This window comes from Neobacillus sp., from assembly GCF_031988165.1.
GTDB classification, from domain to species: domain Bacteria; phylum Bacillota; class Bacilli; order Bacillales; family Cytobacillaceae; genus Neobacillus; species Neobacillus rhizosphaerae.
In genome coordinates, this window is sequence record NZ_DALZYO010000021.1 from 25,770 (window position 1) to 52,766 (window position 26,997).

Consider the following 26,997-nt stretch of genomic DNA (forward strand, 5'->3'; position numbering starts at 1 on the left):
AAAAACGGTCTAAAGATTCTTTAGATCGTTTTTTAATTCCAACATAAACGGTCCCCTAAATAGTAGAATCTTTAGCTCCAAAAGTCTATAATCAATATATTCTCTACAGAAAATGAATCCTTAAACGGAAGGATGGACTAGTTTGGAGCATTTGATTAATCCACAGGTGAAAAATATTGAAATTTCGGGAATCAGGAAATTTTTTAATATGGTAGCCCATATGGATGACTTGATTTCCTTTACAATAGGACAGCCAGATTTCCCAACGCCAGAACATGTGAAAAAAGCGGGTATTGCTGCAATTAATAATAACTTTACCTCCTATACACACAACGCTGGGACGATTGAACTAAGGAAAGCGGCTTGCGATTTTTACGAAAAAAAATATGGCTTGCGTTATAATCCTGAATCAGAAGTAATCGTTACAACGGGAGCAAGCGAAGCGATTGATATTGCCTTTCGTACGATATTAACAGAGGGAACAGAAGTAATACTACCCGGACCGATTTATCCTGGATATGAACCGATTATTCGAATGATGGGTGCCGTTCCAGTGCATGTTGATACTCGCGAAAATCACTTTCGCTTTACTTTGAATATGATCAAACCATTTATTACCGACAAAACCCGATGTATCGTGCTTCCCTACCCATCGAATCCGACTGGAGTAAGCCTCACGGAAGAAGAACTGAAAGAAATAGCTGAGTTTTTAAGAGGAAAGGATATTTTCATCCTAGCTGACGAAATATACAGTGAGCTCACCTATGACCAGCCACATACATCAATCGCTGGTTTTATAAAGGAAAAAACGATTGTGATTAACGGAGTATCCAAATCCCACTCGATGACAGGCTGGCGAATTGGCTTTTTATTTGCTCCAGAAAACATTGCCCAGCACATTTTAAAGGTCCACCAATATAATGTTTCTTGTGCCAATTCCATTGCCCAAAAAGCGGCTTACGAAGCCCTAACCGCAGGGTTTGATAATGCACTGGTCATGAAAAAAGAATATATGGTGAGAAGAGAATATGTTTTTAATCGGTTAATCTCAATGGGGCTTGATGTCGTTAAACCCGATGGGGCTTTTTATTTCTTTGTCAAAATTCCCGACTGCATTCCTTTGAATAGCTTTGACTTTGCACTTAGGCTTGTTCAGGAAACAAAGGTGGCAGTTGTTCCTGGTAGTTCATTTTCCAATTACGGGGAAGGCTATTTTCGTTTATCCTTTGCTTGTTCCATGGAAACATTAGAGCTCGGCCTTAATCAAATTGAACACTATTTAAAAAAATGGTAAGAAATAACCCTCACTGAGTATAAAGTGAGGGTTATTTCTTTATTGTCCTTTATATTTTCCATTATTCTTTGGAGCCTTTTCCTTTTTAGCCTTTTCTTTATGAATTTGATTTGCGGCTGCAGAACCCATTTCATGGGCAAATTCTTCATTTAATACGGCAGAATCAAAACCCTTTTTATTTTTTTGTTGCGGATCATTCTTTTTTGTTCGTTTTGCCATTAACAATTCCTCCTATTTTCAAGATTTCTATCATAGTTTCTTGAAGACCGAAGGAAATTATTCATTTCCTCTTAGCCCAGCCAATATTTATATAAAGCCTGCGTTCCGCTATTTTCTTCGCCTTGTTCAACTAATTGATCATAGAGAGATTTCGCTAAAGCCAGTCCTGGTACCTTCATTTCCATTTGCTCAGCCTCATCCAAAGCAATTTTCATATCCTTAATAAAATGCTTTATGTAAAAACCAGGTTCAAAATTCCCATTCAACATTCTTGGGGCTAGATTACTTAAAGACCAGCTGCCGGCAGCTCCTGCTGTAATACTTTTTAAAACATTTTCAGGATTAAGTCCCGCTTTTTCAGCATAAACAACCGCTTCACAGACACCAATCATATTAGATGCAATGGCAATTTGATTACACATTTTTGTATGTTGTCCTGCCCCCGGTTTTCCTTGGTAGACAATATTTGTTCCTAGATACTCGAGGATTGGACGAATTGCAGCAAAAGCAGCCTCCTCTCCACCAACCATAATTGATAGTTTCGCTTCTTTTGCCCCCACGTCCCCGCCAGATACCGGAGCATCAATTGCTTGAATCCCTCGCTTGTTTGCCTCTTCGTATATCTTTACAGCAAGAGACGGGGCAGAAGTTGTCATATCAATAAAATAACTTCCTGGTTTTCCATAATGAATCAAACCATGTTCTCCAAAATAAACTTCCTCAACATCCGTTGGGTACCCCACCATAGTAAAAATAACTGAAGCCTTTTCTGCCACTATTCTTGGGGTTTCAGCCCAGATAGCCCCCATTTCCAACAAGTCTGCGGCCTTTTCCTTTGTTCTTGAATAAACTACTAAGGGATAGCCAGCATTTAATAGGTGCCCTGCCATGCTTTTCCCCATCACACCTATGCCAATAAATCCAATTACCGTATTTTCTTTAGTTAACAATATAATCCTTCCCCTCACTTTAATTTCCTTTTATTTTAGCACTATCATTTATTTATAGGGAATAAAAAAAACCAGAACGTCTCAGTCGTTCCGGTCTTAAGTGCTCCATCTCCAAATTTATGCACATATAAATTTTGCCCAAAACCAGCAATGCTAAACCATAAATTATAATTCAGAAGAAAAGTTCGTTAAAAAGGCACGTCCAAATACTTCCTCGTTATTATACACTTCAATAGAGACACCCTGCTCCTGCTCAATCATTTTTTTAAGTAGATCAATGTGTAAATCTTTTTTCAAAGGGATCGGATCCATAAAAATATATTTTTCACTTTTTCCTTTCACCTCTAAATATTCACCGTTCAGTACTTGGTCTTCTCCATAGATTATTTCACGTTTTCCGATTGCGGCAGCTAACCTGTCGTCGTGAATGCTAACTTTTACTTTGTATAACTGTTGCCCCTCTAGTAGTTCATTATTAATTCGAAAGCGAAATTGAAGCTCATTATTTTTGGTAAGTAGGGCATCGGCATAGCGATTGACAATTAATTCATTTGAAAACACTAGTCCACAACCAGTTAAAATGGATAAACAATAAGCCCCTAAGACCAACAACATCACGATTTTCCTATTTCTTCGCATCTATAACACTCCCTTATACTTTTACCATAGCCAAAATACCTTGGTAGTAAACGTTTAAGAAAGTTTACTCTAGGAAATTGTTTTTAATCTAAATAGCTTTACTGTTTCCCGTATTTTAAATTCGATATTTGAACTTAAAATAATTTTCATCCCTTCACGAAAAAAGGAGCGACTCCTTGATGAGTCACTCCTTTTTGTAGAAAAGTATCTTATAGCTTTGTTGCTAAATTTACTGCTTCAATGACTTGAGCAGTTGTTTGCATATTGAGTACCTCGATTGCTAGTTTCTCCATATCAGACTTTTTCAAGTTCCGAATTAGGGAGCGCGCCTTTAGAATCGATGTTGCGCTCATTGAAAACTCGTCCAAGCCAAGTCCAAGAAGAATCGGAATCGCGGTTTCATCTCCAGCCATTTCTCCGCACATACCTGTCCATTTTCCTTCTACATGTGATGCATCAATAACCATTTTTACTAAACGTAAAATTGATGGGCTATATGGCTGATAAAGATAGGATACACGTTGGTTCATCCGGTCTGCTGCCATTGTATATTGAATTAAATCATTCGTTCCGATACTGAAGAAGTCCACTTCTTTTGCAAATTGGTCAGCAAGAATGGCAGTAGATGGAATTTCTACCATAATTCCGAGTTCAATCTTCTCTGCTACTTTTTGACCCTCAGCAAGAAGCTTTTGCTTTTCTTCCTCAAGAATGGCCTTTGCCGCGCGGAACTCATCCAAAGTTGCTATCATCGGGAACATGATCTTTAAATTTCCATAGATGCTTGCCCGTAATAAGGCACGGAGTTGGGTACGGAATATCCCTTGTTCTTCTAAACATAAACGAATCGCTCTGAAACCTAGGAATGGATTCATTTCCTTTGGTAATTCTAGGTATGGCAGTTCTTTATCACCGCCAATATCCAGTGTTCGAACAACAACTGGCTTGCCAGTCATTCCTTCTAGAACTGCTTTATAGGCTACAAACTGTTCTTCCTCAGTAGGAAGCTGATCTCGGCCCATGTAAAGAAATTCGGTTCTATACAATCCGACGCCTTCCCCACCATTAGCGATAACCCCTTTTAAATCATTAGGAGTACCGATATTGGCAACCAATTCAACATGCTGGCCGTCAGCAGATACTGTTGGTTCATTGACAAGTTTCGCCCATTCCGCTTTTTGCACTTCATATTCATCATGAATTTTTCGATATTGTTCAACAAGTTCAGGTGTTGGATTAATATGGACTTCGCCCTTTAACCCATCGACAATAACGAAATCTCCATTATTAATGGCTTCAGTAGCTGTCTTGGTACCAACAACAGCAGGAATCTCCAAAGAACGCGCCATAATCGCTGAATGTGATGTCCGACCTCCGATGTTTGTCGTGAATCCTTTTACAAATTGCCGATTTAATTGAGCTGTATCTGAAGGTGTTAAATCTTCCGCCACAATAATCACTTCTTCAGCAATCATACTCGGATTTACTATTTGAACTCCTAACAAATGGGAAAGAACACGTTTAGTTACATCACGGATATCAGCTGCCCGTTCTTTCATGTATTCATTATCCATTTGCTCAAACATCATCACAAACATGTCAGCAATTTCTTTAAGGGCAGATTCTGCATTCACATTTTCAGATGTAATTTTATCTTCAATCGGTGTGTTTAATTCTGGATCACTGAGTACAAGGAGATGTGCTTCAAAAATTGCGGCTTTGTCCTCGCCAAGGTCCACCTTAGCACGGTCACGAATGACTTCTAGTTCAGCTTTGGATTTGTTCATAGCTTGACGAAAACGTTCAACCTCAGCAGCAGCATCATCTATTGTTTTCTGTTCAAAAGATAAATCCGGCTCAACTAAACGGTATGCCTTAGCAATTGCAATACCATTTGACGCGGCTATTCCAGATAAAAAAGTCATTATTCAGCCAATCCTTCTTTTTTCAATGTTTCTTCAAGGCTGTTTAAGGCATGATCAGCATCGCTGCCTTCTGCTGTAATCTTAATATCTGCTCCCTGGCCAATGCCTAGAGACATAACACCCATGATTGATTTTAAATTTACTTTTTTTCCTTTAAACTCTAAGTTTATTTCTGAATCGAATTTGCTTGCTGTTTGAACCAATAAAGTTGCCGGTCTCGCGTGAATTCCTGTTTCTGCGATTACTTTAAATTGTTTCTCTGTCATGCTATCCAAACTCCTTTTATATATGTAATATGATTATTTGATACTTGCCCATTAAATTTATACAATTTACCTCTTTTAGTCAACTAAATCACTACAAGAAGAAAGATATAAGTAATTTCCTTCTATTTTCTGTTACTTTTCCCATCTGTTACCAATAATAAATACCCTATTTAGCTTGTTTGTTGCTGCACTTCTGTTCAGGATAAATGCTAGAAATTCACTTCATTTTTTTCATACAACTAAAATAGCTAAATTATTTATTATACTTCTGATCTTTTCGAACTTTATCGATTTCTTTTACTTGCTGCTTTAAACGGCGGATCTCCGTTTGGATAAGTATTTGTTCTTCGATTGACGATGTACCACCGCCATATCGGACTTTTTCGTAGATTTCAATGGATTTACCCGTTCCTGTTAGTCCAACCCTGTGCCACCATTCTTCAAGGGTTTCATAAGGAAAACGTCCTAATTTTAGTTTATGTGCATACTTCTCTAATTCAAATATTTCTCTCCGTATGATATCAGCAGGCGGTTTTACCCTCCTTCGTAAATAGGAGGATTGGTTTGTTCCAAATTCTCCTTCTATAATAGTAACAAAGGGCGAAGCATGAACCGCAATTGTTTGCCTCTTTAATATCATTTTATAAAACAGATAGATGATAAATGATATTGCAGCTAAGATGAGAAGGATATACAAGATATTTTCTGTTAATCCATATGATTGATCTTGGTATTTCTCCGCTTCCCCCTGTACATCACTGACGTTCAGGTTTTGATGACTTTCGTTATTCCCAAATAAACTCAGAAGATATTGAAAGATACTAAAGATCGGTGCCGCCATACTAGAAAATAACCATGCGGCCAAATGTAATATTCCAAAATAAATAAATTGGATATACTTCATCAGGAAAGTCAACGCCACACCCATTGCCATAATACCTACAATCATTTTTAAAAAATAAAGGGCGAATTTTAACCTATCGGCCTGGATTGAATTCCACTTTCTTATAAAACCACCAATTAGCACACTGAGAATTTGAGAAAAAAGCACATAAGTAATTTCCTTTGTAAAATAATACTGACTCATTGCAGCGTAAATAATGGCGACCAGACCGATTAAAAAAGACAACAATAATAATATTCCTTCCGAAGGTGTGGAAAAATCATCAAACAAGGATATTCCTCGCCAAAAAAGAAATAATCCCAGTAGTAATCCGATAATTATTGAAAAATGAGCAAAATGACCAACCACCAACAACACTGGAAAGACTGTGACAAAATACAGCCATTTCCCTTTATCGAAAAACTTTGTAAGAAGAATGGTAAATAAAAAGATACTTCCGATACATATTGCAGCTAGTAAGAAAATAGGAGGTAATTCATTTTTATTAATATAGAATAAGAATAGAAAAAGAATACCCAATATGAATTCCAACATAAATTGATAGGATACAGCCAGCACACGATTCATCACGAAAGAACCCTTCTTTCCTGATGAATTTCCAATTCACTGAGTAAGCCATGCTCCTGCTCTATTTTTAATTCAAACATTCTCGCACCTTGATTAGAAACGGTAAAAAGCATCTGATTGGAATCTTCCGTCCTAATCCCAGCATGGATGAAAAAAGGCTGTACCGCCAAATGCCGAGTATAGAAAGATAGCATATAATCATATGGCAAACTTGTATTTTGGGTACTAATCGATGCAAGCGTTTCCAAGGCCGATTGTAAATGATCTTTTCCTTCACCCTTTGGGAGGTAAAGAAAAGGAGTATTTCCAGATGTTCGTACATTAATACACATTGAATAAGGAATTTGCTTATGAAAGGCATAGTAAGCAATCTCGGCCAGACTGCTTAGTAATTTTTCAAGATTTCCTGTAATCGAATGCCCATCAGAGACGTTTAATGAAATATTCCAGCCTTTATCAGAAATTTTTTCATAGATTTTCGTTTGCAATGCTTGTTTTCTAGCACTCGCTTTCCAATGAATTCGATTAAAGCTGTCAGATGGAACATAGTCTCTTGTCCCTAACGGCCCAAGCCGCTCCTCGTAAACGGAAAATGAAACAACATTTACTCCTTGGAGAATCGACAGATGCTCTTTTAAACCTTTTACTGGTATTGGCTCTGGGTAAACTACAGCTTGTTGATTTACAAAATATTTAGATTCTAAGATCGTTTCTCCAAAACCAAATAGGCTTGGAATGTGAAATTCAAGCTTACGAATCTTGGCAATTCCCCTTCTTTTTGCCGAAAAAGGAATAATGATTTGTTTTGTTTGCTTCGTGTAAATGGAAAATGGAATAGAAATATCATATAACAATAGGTTGGATTTTTGATTCACATCTTCAGGGGCAACAAAATAATCAAAGTAAACTCTTAACTCTCCTTTTAAAATGGGATACCCTTCGTTTCGAAACGATAATGTCCATTGACCTTTATTATCAACAAAAAAATGTTTTTTTTCATAGATATTTTTTAAATATAGCTGATCTCCAGCCCTTTTTAAGTAAAGTTGATTCAAGTAGGCAACAGTGAGAAAAAAGACAGCTAGGAACAGGACTAATTTAGACTGCATATATAAGCTGACAATAATCAGGAGGATTGCAAAGCCAATAATACCCGGAATCTTTCGATCTTCCACCGAATATTTATTCCATTTCATCCAGTTGCACCCGCTTCTACTGGGACAGGGATCGAATCAAGGATTTCAGTTATTATCGTTTCTGGCGTTTTCGTTAATGACCCTTCAATTGAAAGAAAAATCCGATGGCCAAGGACATAAGGGGCAACAGCTTTCACATCATCTGGGGTAACATATGTACGCCCATTCAAAAAAGCTTTTCCTTGTGATGCTTTCATTAGCGCCAAGGTTCCTCTGGGACTTACACCGAGTTCAATGCTATTATGCTCACGTGTTTTCCTTACGATTCTTAACAGATAATCTTCAATATCACCTGAAAGATGTATGTCGTTTATGGTAGCTTTTAATTGAACAATTTCTGAAGTGGAGAAAACTTTGTTAATGGTGTTCATTTTTGTATCACCGCGGTGAATCTTTATGATTCTTTTTTCATCCTCGTACACAGGATACCCAACCTTTATTTTAATAAAAAACCGATCCATTTGCGCAACGGGCAAGGAAAAGGTCCCTTGCTGTGATTCAACTGGATTTTGTGTTGCTATAACCATAAACGGCTCCTCGAGTGGTACGGTTACACCATCGATCGTTACTTGCCTTTCCTCCATTACTTCTAATAAACTTGACTGGGTTCTTGGTGTGGCTCGGTTAATTTCATCAGCTAAAACAAGATTAGCCATAATTGGCCCTGGACGCAGTTCAAATTCTTGAATCTTAGGATTAAAAAACTGAATCCCGGTAACATCGCTAGGAAGGACATCTGGTGTAAATTGGATTCGCGAAAATTCCCCACCGATCGCAGTGGCAAAGCTTTTAGCAAGCATTGTTTTGCCTGTTCCAGGGACACTTTCAAGTAAAATATGTCCATTAAATAATAAAGAAATTGCCATTAATTCAACTTCCGTATCCTTTCCGACAATCACTTTTCCAATTTCCATCTTTAATTTACCGACTTTTTCTGTAAATACCATTCTCTCATCCCCTTAGACGTAACTGCGATATTATAGTCTTTTATTATTTTATCAAATTCTTATATTTTTCCAAACATTTACTCTCCCAATCCAATCATGCGACACTCAGGCACTTTTCCAAACAAAAGAGAACCCAGTATGTCCGGATTCTCCTATTAGAACGGCTAGTATTAACTTCTTGGTTCTTTAAGATATTGAAACAATAGATCTCCACCACGCTGGCCAATTCCGCGGAAATGCTTAAAGTCCTTTCTCTTTACAAGAACTTGGCGAAATTCCATAAATTCATCATTCTTGACATAATACTCTGAAAGTTCCCCGGACATCAGTCGATCCAAAATTTCCGTTATTATTTCTTCCCTCATTTGTTAGTTGCACCACCTTTACCTCTTTCTATTTTATAGTGCTTTCCTTTTTTTAAGTCAAATTTCATTCTTTTATGAAACATTTAGGAATATTTCCCATTCTTTTGTCGAAATCTTAAACATATAATAAATAATCCAGTAAGAATTAACCAAATTGTCAAATTAAATCCTTTACGAAATTGGAAAAGTAGTGCAAACTGTTATTTAAATGGATTTTATAGTTTTTAAGGTAAAGGAGAGAGACTAATTGAAAAAAGCAGAAGTAGGTAATATCATCGAATTCCGCGGCGGCTTGCAAGGGATTGTAGAAAAGGTTAATGAAAATTCTGTAATAGTCGACCTAACATATATGGATAATTACCGTGATTTAGAATTAGATCAGCGTACAGTTGTCAACCATAAAAACTATAAGGTTGTAAAAGAAAGCGCTTATTAATGTGAAAGAATACTAGAAAAGCGGAAGCGTCCGTTCAATGACTAGTACACTAGCAAATGGACGCTGGAGCTAAACATGGTAGAAAAGGCAGGCCTTGGCTGCCTTTTCTTTTTGTGAAATAAAATTATTTATCTTGTCCTGTTTCTTTAGATAACTGCTTTAAAGATTTTACTTTACCATGAGGATTTTGGTCCTGCTTCCTAACAGTCCATTCCCTTTCTTCTTGACTCCTTGCTTTACTCATTATTTTCACTCCCTTCCTATTTATTTTTTTCTTCTTTTTATGTTCTTATCATAAGAATTGGTTAAAATGTTTAATGTAATCATTTCCTTTTCCACATCTTTTTTGATAAAGTATATTTTATTGATTGCTAAAGGGGCATTACTTGATGAAAAAAAACATCCTAAACCTCCGCTTTTTAACCGGCTTGATTATGGCACATGCACTCATTTTTTTTTCCTTCTATGATAAAGCTATTTTTTGGTATATCTTTACGGGCTCAGTCCTCGTGTTAATAGCTTTTGCTACGTTCCAAGGTGATGTAGAGGATGAGCTATCCTTTTTCCAATATATCTTCCTTGGTGCTATAAGTGGATTCTTGTTATATTTTATTTTTTGGATTGGGATTCACGTTCTCGGAATCCTACATCTTCCATTTGAAACCAGTATTAAAAAACTGTACCGTTGGTATGCGCCTTCACTATTTTGGCAATACATTGCATTGGTCCTGGTTGCTGCTCCTGGAGAGGAACTTTTCTGGCGGGGATTTATTCAAAAAAGTTTATTGAAATACTTTAGACCGTTAGAGAGCATTGTGATAGCCGCGCTACTATATGCTTCGGTCCATATTTATTCAAGCTCTTTCTTATTAGTTTTTGCTGCTTTTATTTCAGGTATTGTCTGGGGTTTACTTTATTATTGGAAAAAAAGTATGCCACTTGTGATTGTTTCCCATATCATTTTTGATATCATGATTTTTATCATACTGCCATTTACCTAACGAAAGCAGCTGAAGTGATCAGCTGCTTTTTCGATTATTTCTCATTTGGAGTAAATGGTTTCATCCATAATAATATAAAAAAGGTCATACAAATATACCCGAATAAGGGATAAAGGTAGGAGAGCAAGGTACTATAATTCACTAAACTAATGAGGTAGGACACAACAAAAATAGCAGTAACTGATAACATTGTCGGAACCGGCATGTACTGCTGCAATTGCCTATCAAGTCCAAAGACATTTCCAATTACAGAAGTGAAAATTTCTCCATAAATAACGAGAACAAAAATCCAATAAAAAAACGGAGCCAGGTTTTTCATAATAATCGCCATTGGAATATCATACAATTCAAGGTTTGGCAACATAATCAAGGTAAAATGACTACCGATTAATATTAGGGTTAATGCAAGTCCACCAAGAATTCCCCCCCATTTAATAGTCCAGTCATCCCTAACCTCTGTTGCAACGGGTACTAATACCGCCTGGGCAAGGCCTAAATTTAAGGCTGCATACGAAAAAGGGGCAATCACACTCTTCCAGCCATCAGCCGCATGGGGAATAAACAAAAAATGCTCTAAAAAGTGCGGCATTTGCAGCGATAAAAACATTAAAATCAAGCTAAAAGTAATCATTAATGGAACAATAAACGTATTAACGGCAAACAGACCTTTAGTTCCTACTAGCATAACAAGATAGGATAGAAATATCGTTAAAAAAACGCCAAGATTTTTTGGAAGACCTAGTTGTTCCTCAAAAACCGCTCCTGCCCCTGCCAGCATCACTGCACTAACCCCAAGAAGCATAATTAGCATAAATATATTTATGACACTGCCTGCCCATTTTCCAAACAGGTACTCGTTAAATTCTTGATAGGATTTTGCTTCGATTTGTGCCGCCATTCTCATCATCTTTGAGCCAATCATGACAAAAAGATATCCACTCATTAATATACTTATAAAGCCGAAGAAACCAAATCGCGAAAAAAATTCAACGATTTCTTTTCCTGTGGCGAATCCTGCTCCTACAACAGTCCCTACATAAACTGCCGCAATTTGAAAGGCTTGATTCCAATTCTTCTTCACATCATCTCCCCCTTAACATCAATATATGAACCAAGGGACAAACAAAGACGAGCTTTTTTCCTTGACTACCAACTATTACTATAAACAAATTCCTTGAAAGTCAAAAAAGGTCAGAGTATACTAACTTACAAGGTCAAATATAGTCAAAGTCAAACGATTAAAGCGAGATAACAAGGAGGTTATTTATTTATGCTTTGTCAACAATGCAAGCAAAATCAAGCAACTGTGCAATTAACAATGAATGTTAACGGACAACGAAATGATGTGAAACTCTGCCATGAATGTTATGCAAAAGAAAAGCAGGCATTAGGTGCGGGCTTTGGAATGAACATGCATCCGTTCCAAGGCTTCCCTTTTGAAGATCTCTTTATGAATAAAAGCTTTTCAGAGGGTCAAAGCACGAATAGTCAATTTGCCTCACAAAATGGAAGGAAACCGGCACATACCGGCTTTATTGATCAATTCGGTCAGAACTTAACCCAATTAGCTAAAGCAGGTTTAATTGACCCAGTAATTGGACGTGATGATGAAGTAAAACGAGTCATTGAAATCCTTAATAGACGAAACAAAAATAATCCCGTTTTAATCGGTGAACCAGGTGTCGGGAAAACAGCCATTGCTGAGGGTCTGGCACAAAAAATAGCTGAAGGAGATGTCCCAGTCAAGCTGAGAAATAAAGAAGTGTATTTGCTGGATGTTGCTTCTCTGGTCGCTAATACCGGAATTCGCGGTCAATTTGAGGAACGAATGAAGCAATTAATTATGGAATTACAAGAGCGTAGCGACATTATCCTTTTCATTGATGAAATTCATCTGCTTGTTGGAGCCGGCTCTGCTGAAGGGTCTATGGATGCCGGCAATATCCTTAAGCCCGCCCTTGCCCGTGGTGAATTGCAGGTAATTGGTGCCACAACCTTAAAGGAATACCGGCAAATTGAAAAGGATTCAGCATTAGAGCGTCGCTTCCAGCCTGTTCATGTTCAAGAACCAAGTGCCGAAGCTGCGATTCAAATCTTAAAGGGCATTCAGAAGAAATACGAGGATTACCATGAAGTCAATTATGCAGATGAAGCAATCCATGCTTGTGTGAACTTATCACAGCGCTATATTCAAGACCGCTTTTTACCGGATAAGGCGATTGACTTACTTGATGAAGCTGGTTCAAAATTGAATCTCACTACTGATAATGAAAGTAATGAACAAATTGAAGTGCGACTAAAGGAGATTGCCGCTGCCAAGGAAGAAGCATTAAAAAATGAACATTATGAAAAGGCTGCGAAGCTTCGTGATGAAGAAACAAAACTTGAAGAGTCCCTAAAAAAGGGTTCTAACTCAGAAAGACCAATTGTCACTGTTTCACATATAGAAAAAATTATAGAACAAAAAACAAGCATTCCAGTAGGAAAAATCCAGCAAAACGAACAGCTTAGAATGAAAAATTTACAAGTAAACTTAAATAAAAAAGTCATCGGTCAGGAAAAAGCGGTACAAAAAGTAGCAAAAGCGATTCGCCGTAGCCGAGCAGGCTTAAAAGCAAAGAATCGTCCAATTGGCTCATTCTTATTTGTCGGTCCGACAGGTGTCGGAAAAACGGAGCTAGCCAAAACACTAGCTGAAGAATTATTTGGTACGAAGGAGTCTATGATTCGCCTGGATATGAGTGAATACATGGAAAAACACAGCATCTCTAAATTAATTGGTTCACCTCCTGGGTATATCGGTCATGATGAGGCAGGACAGCTGACGGAAAAGGTACGTCGAAATTCTTATAGTATAATTTTATTAGATGAGATTGAAAAGGCACATCCAGACGTTCAGCATATGTTCCTACAAATTCTTGAAGACGGTCGTCTCACAGACAGCGGAGGAAGAATGGTAAGTTTTAAAGATACCGTCATCATCATGACAAGTAATGCCGGCATTAGTCACAAAACGGTTCACGTTGGTTTTGGGGCAAGTGAAGCAGTTGAAGAAGCTAGTATTCTCGATTCGCTTGGTAGCTTCTTTAAACCAGAATTCTTAAATCGTTTTGATAGTATCATTGAATTTAATTCACTCGATAATGAACATATCCTGTACATTGTTGATTTAATGGTGGCCAATTTAAAAGAAACCTTAGGAGAGAAACACATTGAAATAACGATGACAACCGAAACAAAAGAAAAATTAGCTGAGCTTGGTTACCACCCTGCCTTCGGGGCACGCCCGCTTCGCAGAGTAATCCAAGAACAGCTCGAAGATATGATTGCCGATATTATTTTAGATCAACCCGATGTAAAACAATTATCAGTTATCGTCGAAGATGACAAAATAAAGGTTGTTTCTAGCGTAGTTGCCGTTGAATAAAGTAAAGCGAAGCCATTTTGTCATGGCTTCGCTTTTTATTTATTATAGTTTTTTATCGTCTACAGAATTTAGCCAATTCTCAATTTCTCCAACAACTGATTCGACACAACCATCCTCAAATGGTGAAATTAAGTTTGCTTCCTTGACAAGTCTGGTAAATGACATGCTGCCGCCAAGCTTACATAACTTGACATAATCAACCCAAGCTTCTTCTTGTTTCTCTCTTGACCGCTTCCAGAATTGGAAGGCACAAATTTGTGCTAGTGTGTAATCAATATAGTAAAATGGTGAATTATAAATGTGTCCCTGGCGCTGCCAGAAGCCACCGTTTTCTAAATACTCAATGCCATCATAATCTTTATGCGGCAAATATTTTTTCTCAATTTCACGCCATTGAAGCTTGCGATCTACCGAAGATGCTGTTGGATTTTCATATACCCAGTGCTGAAATTCATCAACAGAAACTCCATATGGGAGGAATAATAAGGCACCACTTAAGTGTGAAAATTTATACTTATCAGTATCTTCCTTAAAAAACAAATCCATCCATGGCCAAGTAAAGAATTCCATACTCATCGAATGAATTTCACAAGCCTCATAGGTAGGCCAGTAATATTCTGGAATTTCAAACTGACGGCTGGAATAAACCTGGAAAGCATGCCCTGCTTCATGGGTCAACACATCAATATCTCCGGAAGTTCCATTGAAATTAGAAAAGATAAACGGTGCTTTATAGTTCTCAATAAATGTACAATATCCACCACCTGCTTTCCCTTTCTTGGCAACAAGGTCCATTAGGTTATTTTCCTGCATAAAACGGAAAAACTCTCCTGTTTCCTTTGATAGGTCTTCATACATTTTTTGTCCGTTTTCAATAATCCATTCCGGACTTCCCTTTGGAATCGCATTTCCAGTCTGAAACACAAAGCCTTCATCATAATATTTTAACTGTTCAAGGCCTAATCGTTCGCGCTGACGCTCCTTAAGTTTTGTCGCGATTGGTACAATAAAATCCTTCACCTGCTGGCGGAAATTAGCCACCATTTCTGCGTTGTAATCCGTGCGCATCATGCGGTAATAACCAAGCTCAACAAAATTTTTAAACCCTAGTTTTTGGGCTATTTCCGTTCTTACTTTTACCAGATCATCATAAATACGGTCAAGGTCTTCCTCATGATTAGCGAAGAACCCAAATTTTGCCGCACTTGCCCGTTTACGCATCTCTCTATCCGTCGATTCTATATATGGGTCGATTTGTGCGAGGGTTCGCTCTTCCCCTTCAAAATCAATCTTTGCTGCAGCAATCAACTTCGTATATGCTGTGGATAAACGATTCTCCTTTTGAAGTAATGGAATAATTTCCGGCTTAAAAGTCTTAAGCTGCCCCTCGGCAAGAGCGAAAAGCTGCTTGCCCCACTTGTCTTCTAACTCATTGCGGAATTTTGACTCTATCAATGCTTGATAATACCTAGTAATTAATCCATCAATTTCAGGCCCAATTTCATCCATATAATCTTGCTCTGTTTTATAAAATTCGTCGTTGGTATCTATTGTATGACGAATATTACAGAGATTAAACATCGTGCCAAGGTCATTTCTAAGAAGATTAATTTCATTCATGACCTCACCTTGTTCTTCAATGGAAGCAGCCTTTTTGAAGGCTTCAAGCAACCCATCAAATTTTACCGTTACTTCATCTAATCTCGGACGAACGTATGTATAATTTTCAAAACTCATTGAAACAACCCCTTTTTTCTAATATTCCAACTAAATCATTCGACACCCATCGTTAATATACCTTTAATAAAAATAAAAAAAAAACGACCAATTGGCCGTATTAAAATTTACCCGCAGGCAATCCTAATTTTTTCAATAAGTCAATGGCCTCAATTTTCTCAGAATCTGAGAGACTTGACATCAACTTATCGATTTGTTTTTCATGCTCCGGAAAAATATCCTGAATGAACTTTTTCCCTTCTTCTGTAATTTGCGCGTAGGTGACTCGCCGATCATTGGGACAGGCAATTCTTTTCAACATCCCCTTTTGTTCAAGCTTATCTACCACGTAAGTAATGCTTCCGCTTGCAAGCAGGATTTTCCCGCCAATTTGCTGCATCGGCTGGTCTCCTTTATGATAAAGCAGTTCTAAAACAGCAAATTCAGTAGGATTTAACCCACTTGTCTGAATAATCTTATTTACGTGTTCATTAATTGCTTTATAAGCTCTTGAAAGGACAATAAAAAGCTTTAATGATTTAGTTATTGAATCTTGCTCCATAAAAAACTCATCCTCTTAGGTTAAAATAATTGCCTCGTTTTCACATTTTCATCTGGCAAAATTATCTCGATTTCAAAATTATTATAAAAAAATAATGAATCAATGTCAATTTATCTTGATAAAGTGGGAATATTTTGTTAAAATTCGACCTTTCCATGTTTCTTCCTATTACCCAATTACTTAAATTTATTATAATTGAAATATTTCGAAATAAGAAATATATATTTCTTATTTCGGTAATTAAGTAGTAAGATAGGATAGAAAAATAGTAAGTTATTCTTATAAAGAAGGGATACAATGAGTCAACAAGCCGTTTTACCTGTGAGGGCACCAAAGGCCTCCGAATCACCTATCTATAAAATTCTTTTTATTATTGGACTGTGTCATTTATTGAATGATGCCATACAGGCTGTTATACCGGCAATGTTTCCTATATTAGAAAGGTCAATGGGTTTAAGCTTTACCCAGCTGGGGGTAATTGCTTTCTCGTTAAATATGGTCTCCTCCGTCATGCAGCCAATGGTCGGATTCTTAACTGACAAAAAGCCAATGCCTTATGCACTGCCAATTGGTCTCTCTTTTACTTTAGTCGGCATTCTTGGTTTAGGTTTTGCTTCTAGTTTTGGAACGATTGTTTTGTCTGTTCTTTTCATCGGCCTCGGTTCCGCTGTATTTCATCCTGAAGGCTCTAGAGTGGCTTATATGGCTGCTGGCAGTCGAAGAGGACTTGCACAGTCCATTTATCAAGTTGGAGGGAATACTGGCCAGGCCTTAGCCCCAGTGATTACCGCTTTGATATTAGTTCCACTCGGACAAATTGGAGCATCCTGGTTTACAATAGTGGCCGCACTTGCAGTTATTTTATTAATTTATATCGCAAATTGGTATAATGAGAGATTGAAAACTACTCCAAATCCTGCAAGTATGAAGAGAACGAGCTTAGGTAAGAAGAAAGGTTTATCTAAAGAGGTAAAAAATTCATTAGCATTGATATTATTATTAATCTTTGCAAGAACTTGGTACACATCGGGGATTACCAATTTTTACACCTTTTATGTCATAAAAGAATATGCACTTACCATTAAAGAATCTCAGGTCTTTTTGTTCGCATTTTTACTATCTGGCGCAATCGGTACATTCTTTGGAGGTCCATTGTCTGACAGATTTGGAAAGAAAAACATCATTTCCTTTTCGATGTTAGCGTCCGTTCCTTTTTCGATTCTTATTCCGTATGTTCCGCCGACCATGGCATTTATCTTCCTAATTCTTACAGGATTTATTTTAATGACTAGTTTTTCGGTTACCGTGGTGTATGCACAAGAATTAGTCCCAGGAAAAATTGGGACGATGTCTGGTTTGACTGTTGGTCTTGCGTTTGGAATGGGGGCCATTGGTTCAGTAGGTCTGGGATACATTGCGGACTGGATTGGTCTGCAGTCGATGATCACATGGCTTGGAGTATTGCCATTGCTAGGATTACTCGCGTTCCTGCTTCCAACGGATCAAAAGGTTTGGGAATGGAATCAAAAATAAGAAAAGCGCAAGGCGCCTGGAGCTGGACATTTCTCGAAGTCCAATGTTTTAAATTCTTATATAATAATAAAGGATGGGCTGCGCCCATCCTTTTTATTTGATTTCTTGAATTTTACGGTATAATTCTGCCTTTTCCTCATCTGTAAGCATTCTTTCAGCCATTGGGAATAACACGTTTTCCTCTTTGGAAAAATGTTCTGTTAGTATGAGGTACGCGTTTTTGATTAATTCTGCCAATTTTTTCTTTTCATCCGTTGATGCTTGACTACCTTCTACCTTAGCTAGAAAGGCTCCGATATTTGATTTTGCTTGGTCATGCTCATATTCCATAACCGCAATCGGTCCTGAAGTTGTTCCGATATAAGCCCCCATCATTGGGAACAAGACACCCTCTTCTCTTTCAGAATGCGGGTCAAGTGCTTTCTTAAATTCTTTTACTTTCAAAATTAATTCATTAAAATTAATTTCTACATCCATTACTTGATCGATTTTTTCCGTCAGGCCGTACAATCCTTCTAATTGTTCTAATAATGGAGGATGTTCACTTTTTAATTGTTTAAGTCCTTCACTTAATTCAGCTTGAGGCAGACCTCCAAATCCACTCATGCAACCACTCATGCTCATTCACCTCTATCATTATCTTTTGAGCCTCAAGTATAAAAGTAACCAACAATTAACGTAGTGACATAGGTCACATTTATTCAAAAATTGCTTAGAGCTAAGCTTTTTTTGACAATTTCATGAAAACGCTTTATTTTTTTGAAAAATTTTAACATTTATCACTCAAAAAGAAATAAAAATTTCATATAATGTAGATAAACCATATAAAGGAGGGCTAAATCATGAAAACCCCAAATTATCATGACTTTTATCAAAAGGCACTAATACCAATTGGTTTAAAGGACCTTACATTACTAAAAGAATCCGAGACATACTACCCTGGATCACCTTCAACACATTGGCTCATTGCCGTAGAAGGGGTACAACTCCCGGAGAAGAAGATTTATTATCACTGGAAAGTGAGCATTTATCCAGCTGATGGTGAAGCCGATTTCAATTATAAAAAACCTTTTTATTGTTCACCAGGTATGATGTCAATGGATGAAGCAATCGCACTGGCTTCTTCATTCGTTGCATCCGGCAATAAAGATGAACTTTCTCCTATTGCTCTACTAGAGAAAATAAGCTAAGCCCCTAAAATAACTACCTTTTGCTTTACCTTCTTTTTACCCTCATTTGTGAAAAAACCTACATATAGTGATATTATCCCATTTGTAAAAAAAAGTACTGCCTGCAAATCGCAAACAGCACTCTTTCTATTTTTCAGTTAAGCTAACCGGAACACAATCCCATGTCCGCCTTTTGGATATTCCCATTTAATGTTTTGGTATGGACAGCCAATGCGACAGCTTCCACATTCGTGACAGCCTTCATATCCTACCTGCATCCTTGTTCCTTCCCACTTATACACTTCAGCCGGGCAAAATACTGTACAAACTTTATCGGGGCATTGAGTCATACAAACATCATGATCGAGCACGGTTAAATGGGACTTCGTGTCACACTTAAAACGGAGAAGATATTGTTTTTCTTCGATATTCTTCGTTGACATTATTTCACCGCCTTCCAAGCACGATATATATCTTGCAATACTCGAAGGGTTCCTTTTTCTCCTGTTACACTCTTCATAATTTGTTTTTGTTTTTCACGTTTTGGCGTGCCATCTACTGTGAAGAATTTGCTCATCGCTTTATTCATCATCGGTACATAGTCATTAAAGTATTGTGGATACTTCTCAAACGTATGAGCGGCATCTTTATATTTCTCTAAATCTTTCATGATAAAGCTGCCATAAAGGGCTTCACGGTAACTATTTAAACTAGACTCACTGAAATCTTCACGAGTTTTTGCTTGGACAACGGCCTCCGCAGCTAATTTCCCAGAATACATTGCCATGTTCGAACCTTCACGATGAATGGCATTTACAAGCTGGGCGGCATCACCGATAACAATAACACCATTACCTGCCACCTTCGGAACCGAACGGTAACCCCCTTCTGGAATAAGGTGAGCAAGATACTCAGCCGATTCTCCTCCAGCAATCAACGGTTTAACCATTGGATGATTTTTCAAGTAATCTAGTAGCTCATATGGCTTCAATTTCGCTTTAATCATACTGGAAAGGGTTGTTCCTACTCCAATGTTCAAGCTATCTTTATTTGTATAAAGGAAAGCTGTACCGAGGTTACCTTTGGTTGAATCACCAAAAATCTCAATCGTGCAACCTTGGTTATCTTCCACATTAAAGCGGTCATTAATTTTTTCCTTTGGTAGATTAATAACTTCCATAACCGTTAAGGCTACTTCATCTGGGCGAAACTCTTTATGGAAGCCTAATTGCTTGGAAAGGAGTGAGTTAACACCGTCAGCTAGAACCACGACATCTGCATAAACTTCTCCATCCGGGCGATCGGTGCGAACACCAATAACCTTACCGTTTTCAACAATACATTCTGTGACAACAGTTTCATTGATCAAGAGGGCTCCTGCTTCAACTGCTTTCCCCGCAAACCATTGGTCAAACTGTGCCCGGAGCACCGTGAAATTATTATATGGTTCTACTGCCCATTCAAGACCTTTGTAGCCAAATTGAACGACTGATTCTTTATCCATCATCCAGAAACGCTGTTCAATAACTGGTCTCTCAAGTGGTGCTTCCTTCCAAAACTCTGGAACTAATTCTTCCATTTGTTTGCGGTATAATACCCCGCCCATTACGTTTTTAGCCCCCGGGTATTCCCCTCTTTCAATAAGCAAAACGTTTAGGCCATTTTTTGCACAAGTTAAGGCACATGAGGAACCTGCAGGTCCCGCCCCAACAACGATGACATCAAATTTTTCAGGCATAGCTTATTTCACCTCCTTTTTCTGTCCTTAGCTGCTTAAATTGCTCAATTAGTTTTGGGAGGATTTCCATTGCATCCCCTACAATTCCATATGTTGCAACGTCAAAAATTGGTGCGTTTGGATCTTTATTGATGGCGATGATAAACTCGGAATTTTTCATACCGACGACATGTTGAATGGCACCTGATATACCAATGGCAAAATAGATTTTTGGTGTCACTGTTTCACCTGTTTGCCCAACTTGTTGCTCATGTGGCAGCCAACCTGCTTCAACCACATCACGTGTACCGCCCACACTTGCACCAATCGTTTCTGCTAATTCATGGATGAGCTGGAAGTTTTGAAAATCGCCCATTCCTTTACCGCCACAGACAATCACATGGGCATCAGCCAAATTAACTTTTTTTGTTACATCATTCACAATTTGAAGCACTTTTGTACGCATATCTTCTTCTTGTAATGATATTTTTTCTTCAATAACATTACCAAGTCGAACATTATCTGGTTCTAATGCCTTCATGACCTTTGGTCTGACAGTGGCCATTTGTGGACGATGCTTTTTACAAAGTATCGTTGCCATAATATTACCGCCAAATGCTGGACGGCTTGCCTCTAATAATCTATTTTCCACATCAACGTCCAACATCGTTGTATCTGCAGTTAAACCTGTGTTTAAATCCGTTGCGACGGCACTAGCTAAATCTTTTCCGTTTGGTGTTGCCCCATAAAGGATGATTTCTGGTTTGTATTTTTCAGCCAGCAGCATAACACCCTTCATATAAGACTCTGTCCGATAATTCTTTAATACTGGATGGTCGATAATGTATACTTGATCGGCACCGTAAGTAATTACTTGGTTTGCTAAAGGTTTTATTTCGCTTCCAAGTAAAAATCCCGATAATGGAACTTGTAATTTATCTGCTAGCTTCCTGCCAGCCCCAAGTAATTCCAGGGAAACACCTTCAATTTTCCCATCGTTTTGTTCGATGAATATCCAGACTCCACGATAATCGTCTAGATTCATGTAAACCCCTCCCTGCGAGACAAGATTAATCATATTATTTAGATGACTGGATTGTTAACAGGTCCTTTTTCTCCATCAAGACTTCCATTAGCTGACTAACCTGCTCATCAGCAGAGCCCTCAAGTCTTTTACCGCCTTCTGGCCGTGGTGGTGAAAACATTTTACCAACGATTGTTGGTGAACCTTTCAGACCAAGCTGCGTGCGTTCCACATTTTCAAGATCACTTACCGCCCAGATAGTCGGCTCATACCTTGCGGCTTTAATCATGTTTGGCATCGGCGAATAATCAATATCATTTATTTCTTTTTCAACCGTTAATAAGCATGGTAATTCTGACTGAATTAATTCATAGCCGCTGGTTAATTTTCGTTTAATTAAAACAGTTTTTTCTTTTTGGTTGACTTCCGTCACTTCGATTACATTGGTAACCGGAGGAATATCCATTCTTCTTGCGATACCTGGTCCAACCTGTCCCGTATCTCCATCGATGGCATGTTTCCCGCAAATTACCATGTCCACTGGGAGATCCTTGCTGATTCTTTCCAATGCTTTTGATAGGGCATAACTTGTTGCAAGAGTATCAGCACCTGCGAAAGCACGGTCAGAAATTAGATAACCTCTATCTGCACCTATTTCGACGCTCTTCTTTATAACAGCCGTTGCTTGCGGCGGTCCCATAGACAATACCGAAATCGTACCACCAGTTTTTTCCTTAATTTTCACGGCCTCTTGAACAGCATGGGCATCGTAAGGATTTAAAATGGCTGGCGCACTTCGGCGGTCGAGTGTGTTTGTTTTTGGATTAATTTTTATAATTTTTGTATCTGGTACTTGTTTGACACATACGACAATGTGCATGTAGGACTTTCCCTCCTCCATTTGATCTCTAAATTTTGAAAGCGCTTGCTTTTTTTGGCTATAAAAAATGCCTTTATTTACGATATATGAATCGCAACATAAGCATAGTACCAAACAAATCGTTTTCTTTTTTCTTACTTCGAGGTAATTTATGTAGTTAATCTTGTTGTATATATTTTTTATATGGTTCTACTATAACTATATGAAATATTTAGATATAAACAATGATAAAAATCACAGTAATGTCTAATATTGTAGATATTTATCAATAGTTTTTTTGATTGGAAAAAGATAGCGAGATGACTGAAGTTGTTTAGGCTGATTCTATTATTTGATTCGTCTATTTTCCTGTGGAATGATCGGTCGGCGTTTGCTTCATTTACGTGGAGGTTCAGAATTAAAAGTTTCACTTTGGCCATTGGGCTTTTGGTTTTCGAAAGTGTCGGAAGGCCTTCAAACCGGTTCAATGTTAACCCTTCAACGAGAATAATAGAAGACCTTCATCTTTGTAATGGTAACAGGGCAGTATGTAATCGTTACGTCCTATTCAGTTTTATTAAACTAAAACTTTTGGCCAGACCATCAGCATTTGCTTAAAAGCAATTTTCACTTCTTCATTTTGTCTTGAAGCTTGTCCCATGAACCTATGATACTCATTGATTAATTCATCTAGTTCTTGGCTGTATTTTATTGTTTCTTCACTTGTAAAACCTAATGTAGTCGCGCTATTAATCATTAATTCCCTTTTTACCTTTATCTCTTCAATCATTTCAGATTGACAATTACTATACTCGTACAATGTGATCCTCCTACTCATTACACTCTTACTGTATACCACTAATAAAGTAGACTACTTGAAGAATTATGCCAAGAATTATGGTAAAAGTAAATACAATCGCAAAAGTAGACAAAACATTCTATTTCTTTTGTTTTTCGACATTTTTTTTACTCTCTTTCAGGCATTTCCGACAAGATTTCTTTCAAGAATATTAGTTGAACAATTCTGTCTATTTCCTGATACTTCGTGGGCACTTACTGGACAATCGGATGTATATTTTTTTATCTAAAAATTGGGAATTAATTTAATTTTTTTAGGATATTTTTGTAAAAAAATGTGAATCCATTAAGCTTCCGCAGTAAAAAACTGGCATGCAAAAGTTGCTGCCAGTTTTTTACTTATAAATTCACTTCTTCCTTTTCATAAATCGGCACCCAGCCTTCAGTAGTGACAAAAATTCTAACGGCGACAACTTTCCTGTCATCTTCAAGTGTAAAATAGTGCCTTGTATTTTCAGGAACTGATATCAAATCTCCTGGATTTAAATGGACTTCGAAAAAGCCGCCATCTTTCCCTTGGATAACAAATACCCCGTGACCACTCACAATAAAACGGACTTCATCATCTGTGTGATGATGCTCATTTTTAAAATTGGTAAGTAAAACATCTAGGTTGGGTGTATTTTCAGATAGCGAGATAACATCTTGAGCCTTGTAGCCGCGTCTCACGGAAATATCTGCAATTTCTTCAGCGAAAGCCTGTAAGATTTCTTCTTTTTCCGTATCACTCAACTGATACTTTTCAACAAGTGTTGCAGGTAGTTTGGAAATATCCCAATTTTCATAAATAACTTCCTGTGACTCTAAAAAGCTTGCTAATGCCTCTTGATTCTCTATTTGTTCTTCTCTGCTTTGAAATGTAATATACGCCATTCATTATCTCTCCTTATATAATTTATTATTAAACTACCTTAAATAGCTGATATGGCTTATGTTCTAGCAAGCGTAATTGGTAGCGAAATAAAAATTCTGATGCTTCAAGAATTTTTTTGGCTTCGAAAGCAGTTCTCCCCCATACCGTAATTCCATGGTTTCGAATCAAAACGGCACCAGTATCTCCTGTAACATGTTCTGAAAAAGCGTGCGCTAATGTTGGGATATGTGCATAGTTTTGAATAATCGGAATTCTCAGGATATCATTTTCTTCCCACTTATCAAATGCCTTGATCAACTCTTGCCCCTTAAATGTCACATCACCGTTATCACCATAGACTTCAGAAATGACATTATTATCAATTGTATGAACATGGAGACTGCAGCCAGCTTTAGTCTTGCGGTAAATTTCAACATGTAGAAGTGTCTCAGCTGAAGGTTTTAAATGAGTTTCTTCCACCGCACGCCCAATTTCATTCACCAAGAGGAAATCCTCGTCAGTACGCTTGCGTTTGTCCTTTCCACTTGCAGTAACCAAAAACCGAAGCGGGTGATCACTTACTTTGATAGCTAGGTTGCCGCTTGTTCCCATAAACCAGTCCCGCTCGGAAAGCTCATCTTTCACATCAGCAAGTTCAATCCATCTTTCCTTTAGCATGTTAGCTCACCCACCTCAATTCTTTTTTTGATTTCTTCGATGCAATCAAAAAATGTATGGAACCCTTTATGGTTAATCCCCCATTCCAAGCATTTTTCCTGAAGTAAATCCCGCGCCAGGACAAAGTCAGCATGTTTGGCTGCCTCAAGATCTGTTACTGAATCGCCAATTACAATTTTAAAGCTTTCTTTAGAATGGCTCAATTTACGTATAACACTCGGTTTACAGCAGCCGCAATCATTGGTACATAATAAATCGCACTTATGTGGCCAAAGAATCTTTATCGTCTCACCTGAAAAATCTGATTCATTGCAAAAGACTCCATCAAACGACCCGTATTTTGCTAAAATCGGAAAAACAAAGAAATCGATACCTCCGCTAACAATATAAAATGGAATCCCCTCATTACATGTAAATTCAACAAACTCTTTGAATCCTGCACGAATCTTAGCATTTTTTATTGCAAATGATGTAATTTCTTCCTTTAAGTGGCTTGGTAATAGGGAAAATAATTTTCCTACTCCCTCATTGATTGAAATCTGACGGGAGAGGATTTGATCTTTAATGAGCTCCCATTCAGGAGGGGCAAATTTTTTCATAATCGCAATGATATTATCACTTTCCGTTACTGTTCCATCAAAGTCACAATAAATTACTGGCTTTGTCATTTAGGCAGTCACCTCGGCATTTCCCCAAAGCTTTAGTGCCTTCTTAAGTTCAGGATTCTCTTCAGCACCCTCCACTAACAACTTACCCTTAAGATTAGTTTCAATCGCCTGACGGAATGCCTTACAGCCGCCACGGGCTCCATCTGGGTGGCCATGGACTCCACCACCTGCGTTAATCACAGAATCAATCCCAAAATCCCGAATTAATAAAGGTACTAATCCTGGATGTATTCCCGCCGATGGAACAGGAAATGACTTTTTAAATAAGTCATCTTCTGTTAACTCCCTAGCAATTGAGAGGGCGGAAGTTTTATCTAATGCTACCGTTCCATACGGGGATGGGAAAAGCGATAAATCAGCTCCTGCATATCTTAGCAGCTTTCCAAGTAGCAGAGAGTTTGACATGCCATAATCAGGAGAAGAGGTATATGCCCCGCTCACAGCAGGATGTGCCATAAGAGGAAGGCCAATTTCATTGTCCTCTCTTAAATCCTGAAGGACATCAAGACCATAGGCAAACACATTAAACAATAATAAATCTGCTCCTACCTCGGCAGCTCGCTTAGCTTTATCCTTCAGCCCTGATGTTCTTCCAGTGAGGTTAACTGCATAGATAGTTCTGTGACCTGTTTGGTCCTGGACTTCCTGTAATACCTGTTTTCCCAGAGTTATTCTTTTTTCAAAGGGAGTTAATTCATTTTCAAAAAGGATTTCATCATCCTTTACCAAATCAACACCGCCCAGGGCTTGCTTCCTTAACTGCTCGGCTAAAAAGGTGAGATCTTTACCCAATACTCCTTTAAAAATGCTCATTAATAGCGGTCTGTCATAAACATTTAGTGTCTCACGCAGGCCGGTAATCCCAAATCTCGGGCCCGGAAACAACCGCTTTAATCCAACATCAAATTGCAAATCTACTAATTTTATTTTTCCATCCAATGAAAGCTTCCCGAAAACTGTGGTTAAAATGGCTGGTAAGTCATTGGAGAAGTTAATCGTTGGATAGGCAATCCGGATAAGAGATTGATCCTCTTTTTCAGATGGTAACCCCTCAATCGAAACAACTCGACCTTTATGTTTGCGCAATTGACTTTGTTCTATTTCAGGCAAATTCGTCCATGAACCAACTGTTAACCCAAGGGCAATGTCCTCTGCTTTTTTTTCTGGATATTTTTCATCATGTAAGAGATATGTTGCAATTAATTCACTCAAAACTGATCATCC

29 protein-coding genes are annotated in these 26,997 nt (G+C 37.9%); 6 read left to right on the top strand and 23 right to left on the bottom strand.

What is annotated here, in order from left to right; genetic code table 11:
- The first annotated feature begins 142 nt into the window (after positions 1-142).
- The gene (locus RTR43_RS14015) at positions 143-1,294 is read left to right on the top strand and encodes an aminotransferase A (RefSeq protein ID WP_312472775.1); all 1,152 of its coding nucleotides are present in this window, start codon (positions 143-145) and stop codon (positions 1,292-1,294) included.
- Between the two features lie 39 nt (positions 1,295-1,333).
- On the opposite strand, the gene RTR43_RS14020 is transcribed toward RTR43_RS14015, so the two are convergent.
- From RTR43_RS14020 to RTR43_RS14060, 9 genes are all read right to left on the bottom strand, one after another.
- Complete coding sequence (locus RTR43_RS14020; RefSeq protein ID WP_248736772.1) at positions 1,334-1,513, bottom strand: hypothetical protein; 180 nt, start codon at positions 1,511-1,513, stop codon at positions 1,334-1,336.
- 71 nt (positions 1,514-1,584) lie between these two features.
- Complete coding sequence (locus tag RTR43_RS14025; RefSeq protein WP_312472778.1) at positions 1,585-2,463, bottom strand: NAD(P)-dependent oxidoreductase; 879 nt, start codon at positions 2,461-2,463, stop codon at positions 1,585-1,587.
- Between the two features lie 165 nt (positions 2,464-2,628).
- Positions 2,629-3,102, bottom strand: a complete 474-nt coding sequence (locus tag RTR43_RS14030) for a hypothetical protein (RefSeq protein ID WP_312472780.1) — start codon at positions 3,100-3,102, stop codon at positions 2,629-2,631.
- A 209-nt stretch (positions 3,103-3,311) separates the two neighbouring features.
- Positions 3,312-5,027 carry a phosphoenolpyruvate--protein phosphotransferase gene (ptsP, locus tag RTR43_RS14035; RefSeq protein ID WP_312472781.1) on the bottom strand — a complete coding sequence of 572 codons (1,716 nt, stop codon included), beginning with the start codon at positions 5,025-5,027 and terminating at the stop codon, positions 3,312-3,314.
- Entirely contained in the window at positions 5,027-5,293 is a 267-nt protein-coding gene (locus RTR43_RS14040) for a phosphocarrier protein HPr (protein WP_312472782.1), read from the bottom strand. The genes ptsP and RTR43_RS14040 overlap by 1 nt, the downstream gene beginning before the upstream one ends.
- A 253-nt stretch (positions 5,294-5,546) precedes the next feature.
- Entirely contained in the window at positions 5,547-6,767 is a 1,221-nt protein-coding gene (locus RTR43_RS14045) for a hypothetical protein (protein WP_312472783.1), read from the bottom strand.
- Positions 6,764-7,960, bottom strand: a complete 1,197-nt coding sequence (locus RTR43_RS14050) for a DUF58 domain-containing protein (protein WP_312472785.1) — start codon at positions 7,958-7,960, stop codon at positions 6,764-6,766. Before RTR43_RS14050 ends, RTR43_RS14045 begins: the two co-directional genes overlap by 4 nt.
- A complete protein-coding gene (locus RTR43_RS14055; RefSeq protein ID WP_312472787.1) occupies positions 7,957-8,907 on the bottom strand; it encodes an AAA family ATPase in 951 nt (316 codons plus the stop codon). The genes RTR43_RS14050 and RTR43_RS14055 overlap by 4 nt, the downstream gene beginning before the upstream one ends.
- A gap of 170 nt (positions 8,908-9,077) precedes the next feature.
- Entirely contained in the window at positions 9,078-9,272 is a 195-nt protein-coding gene (locus RTR43_RS14060; RefSeq protein WP_312472788.1) for a hypothetical protein, read from the bottom strand.
- A 247-nt stretch (positions 9,273-9,519) separates the two neighbouring features.
- Here RTR43_RS14060 and RTR43_RS14065 point away from each other — a divergent pair, with 247 nt between their 5' ends.
- On the top strand, positions 9,520-9,708 hold the full coding sequence (locus RTR43_RS14065) for a YkvS family protein (protein ID WP_149869412.1): 189 nt from the start codon (positions 9,520-9,522) through the stop codon (positions 9,706-9,708).
- A 124-nt stretch (positions 9,709-9,832) separates the two neighbouring features.
- On the opposite strand, the gene RTR43_RS14070 is transcribed toward RTR43_RS14065, so the two are convergent.
- Positions 9,833-9,952: a DUF6254 family protein gene (locus RTR43_RS14070; protein WP_248736779.1), complete on the bottom strand. Its 120-nt coding sequence runs from the start codon at positions 9,950-9,952 to the stop codon at positions 9,833-9,835.
- Between the two features lie 145 nt (positions 9,953-10,097).
- On the opposite strand from RTR43_RS14070, the gene RTR43_RS14075 reads away from it, so the two are divergent.
- Positions 10,098-10,709: a CPBP family intramembrane glutamic endopeptidase gene (locus RTR43_RS14075; RefSeq protein WP_312472791.1), complete on the top strand. Its 612-nt coding sequence runs from the start codon at positions 10,098-10,100 to the stop codon at positions 10,707-10,709.
- Between the two features lie 34 nt (positions 10,710-10,743).
- On the opposite strand, the gene RTR43_RS14080 is transcribed toward RTR43_RS14075, so the two are convergent.
- A complete protein-coding gene (locus RTR43_RS14080) occupies positions 10,744-11,790 on the bottom strand; it encodes a YkvI family membrane protein (RefSeq protein WP_312472793.1) in 1,047 nt (348 codons plus the stop codon).
- A gap of 189 nt (positions 11,791-11,979) precedes the next feature.
- Between RTR43_RS14080 and RTR43_RS14085 the strand changes: the two genes are divergently transcribed.
- Complete coding sequence (locus RTR43_RS14085) at positions 11,980-14,136, top strand: ATP-dependent Clp protease ATP-binding subunit (protein WP_312472795.1); 2,157 nt, start codon at positions 11,980-11,982, stop codon at positions 14,134-14,136.
- 42 nt (positions 14,137-14,178) lie between these two features.
- Here the strand turns inward: RTR43_RS14085 and RTR43_RS14090 are convergent, their stop codons facing one another.
- Together RTR43_RS14090 and RTR43_RS14095 are read right to left on the bottom strand one after the other, a co-directional pair.
- Positions 14,179-15,873, bottom strand: a complete 1,695-nt coding sequence (locus RTR43_RS14090; RefSeq protein ID WP_312472796.1) for a M3 family oligoendopeptidase — start codon at positions 15,871-15,873, stop codon at positions 14,179-14,181.
- A 100-nt stretch (positions 15,874-15,973) separates the two neighbouring features.
- Complete coding sequence (locus RTR43_RS14095; RefSeq protein ID WP_312472797.1) at positions 15,974-16,414, bottom strand: MarR family winged helix-turn-helix transcriptional regulator; 441 nt, start codon at positions 16,412-16,414, stop codon at positions 15,974-15,976.
- A 297-nt stretch (positions 16,415-16,711) separates the two neighbouring features.
- Here RTR43_RS14095 and RTR43_RS14100 point away from each other — a divergent pair, with 297 nt between their 5' ends.
- Positions 16,712-17,947: an MFS transporter gene (locus RTR43_RS14100; RefSeq protein WP_312472799.1), complete on the top strand. Its 1,236-nt coding sequence runs from the start codon at positions 16,712-16,714 to the stop codon at positions 17,945-17,947.
- Positions 17,948-18,040: 93 nt separating this feature from the next.
- Here the strand turns inward: RTR43_RS14100 and RTR43_RS14105 are convergent, their stop codons facing one another.
- Positions 18,041-18,565 (bottom strand): hemerythrin domain-containing protein, encoded by a 525-nt coding sequence (locus RTR43_RS14105; protein ID WP_312472800.1) that lies wholly within the window; start codon positions 18,563-18,565, stop codon positions 18,041-18,043.
- A 224-nt stretch (positions 18,566-18,789) separates the two neighbouring features.
- Here RTR43_RS14105 and RTR43_RS14110 point away from each other — a divergent pair, with 224 nt between their 5' ends.
- Positions 18,790-19,137, top strand: a complete 348-nt coding sequence (locus RTR43_RS14110; RefSeq protein ID WP_312472802.1) for a hypothetical protein — start codon at positions 18,790-18,792, stop codon at positions 19,135-19,137.
- A 137-nt stretch (positions 19,138-19,274) separates the two neighbouring features.
- On the opposite strand, the gene RTR43_RS14115 is transcribed toward RTR43_RS14110, so the two are convergent.
- From RTR43_RS14115 to mtnW, 9 genes are all read right to left on the bottom strand, one after another.
- Entirely contained in the window at positions 19,275-19,559 is a 285-nt protein-coding gene (locus RTR43_RS14115) for a ferredoxin family protein (protein WP_248736788.1), read from the bottom strand.
- Positions 19,559-20,854, bottom strand: a complete 1,296-nt coding sequence (locus RTR43_RS14120; protein ID WP_312472805.1) for an FAD-dependent oxidoreductase — start codon at positions 20,852-20,854, stop codon at positions 19,559-19,561. Before RTR43_RS14120 ends, RTR43_RS14115 begins: the two co-directional genes overlap by 1 nt.
- Entirely contained in the window at positions 20,847-21,878 is a 1,032-nt protein-coding gene (locus tag RTR43_RS14125; protein WP_312472807.1) for an electron transfer flavoprotein subunit alpha/FixB family protein, read from the bottom strand. Before RTR43_RS14125 ends, RTR43_RS14120 begins: the two co-directional genes overlap by 8 nt.
- Before the next feature lie 34 nt (positions 21,879-21,912).
- Positions 21,913-22,737, bottom strand: a complete 825-nt coding sequence (locus RTR43_RS14130) for an electron transfer flavoprotein subunit beta/FixA family protein (protein WP_312472808.1) — start codon at positions 22,735-22,737, stop codon at positions 21,913-21,915.
- Between the two features lie 556 nt (positions 22,738-23,293).
- A complete protein-coding gene (locus RTR43_RS14135) occupies positions 23,294-23,536 on the bottom strand; it encodes a Spo0E family sporulation regulatory protein-aspartic acid phosphatase (RefSeq protein ID WP_312472809.1) in 243 nt (80 codons plus the stop codon).
- A 377-nt stretch (positions 23,537-23,913) separates the two neighbouring features.
- Positions 23,914-24,447 (bottom strand): 1,2-dihydroxy-3-keto-5-methylthiopentene dioxygenase, encoded by a 534-nt coding sequence (locus RTR43_RS14140; RefSeq protein ID WP_312472811.1) that lies wholly within the window; start codon positions 24,445-24,447, stop codon positions 23,914-23,916.
- Positions 24,448-24,475: 28 nt separating this feature from the next.
- Positions 24,476-25,105: a methylthioribulose 1-phosphate dehydratase gene (locus tag RTR43_RS14145; RefSeq protein WP_312472812.1), complete on the bottom strand. Its 630-nt coding sequence runs from the start codon at positions 25,103-25,105 to the stop codon at positions 24,476-24,478.
- Positions 25,099-25,773, bottom strand: coding sequence for a 2-hydroxy-3-keto-5-methylthiopentenyl-1-phosphate phosphatase (locus RTR43_RS14150; RefSeq protein ID WP_312472813.1), 675 nt, complete (start codon positions 25,771-25,773; stop codon positions 25,099-25,101). The genes RTR43_RS14145 and RTR43_RS14150 overlap by 7 nt, the downstream gene beginning before the upstream one ends.
- Positions 25,774-26,985 carry a 2,3-diketo-5-methylthiopentyl-1-phosphate enolase gene (gene mtnW, locus RTR43_RS14155; protein ID WP_312472814.1) on the bottom strand — a complete coding sequence of 404 codons (1,212 nt, stop codon included), beginning with the start codon at positions 26,983-26,985 and terminating at the stop codon, positions 25,774-25,776. It lies immediately after the preceding gene.
- Positions 26,986-26,997 lie beyond the last annotated feature (12 nt).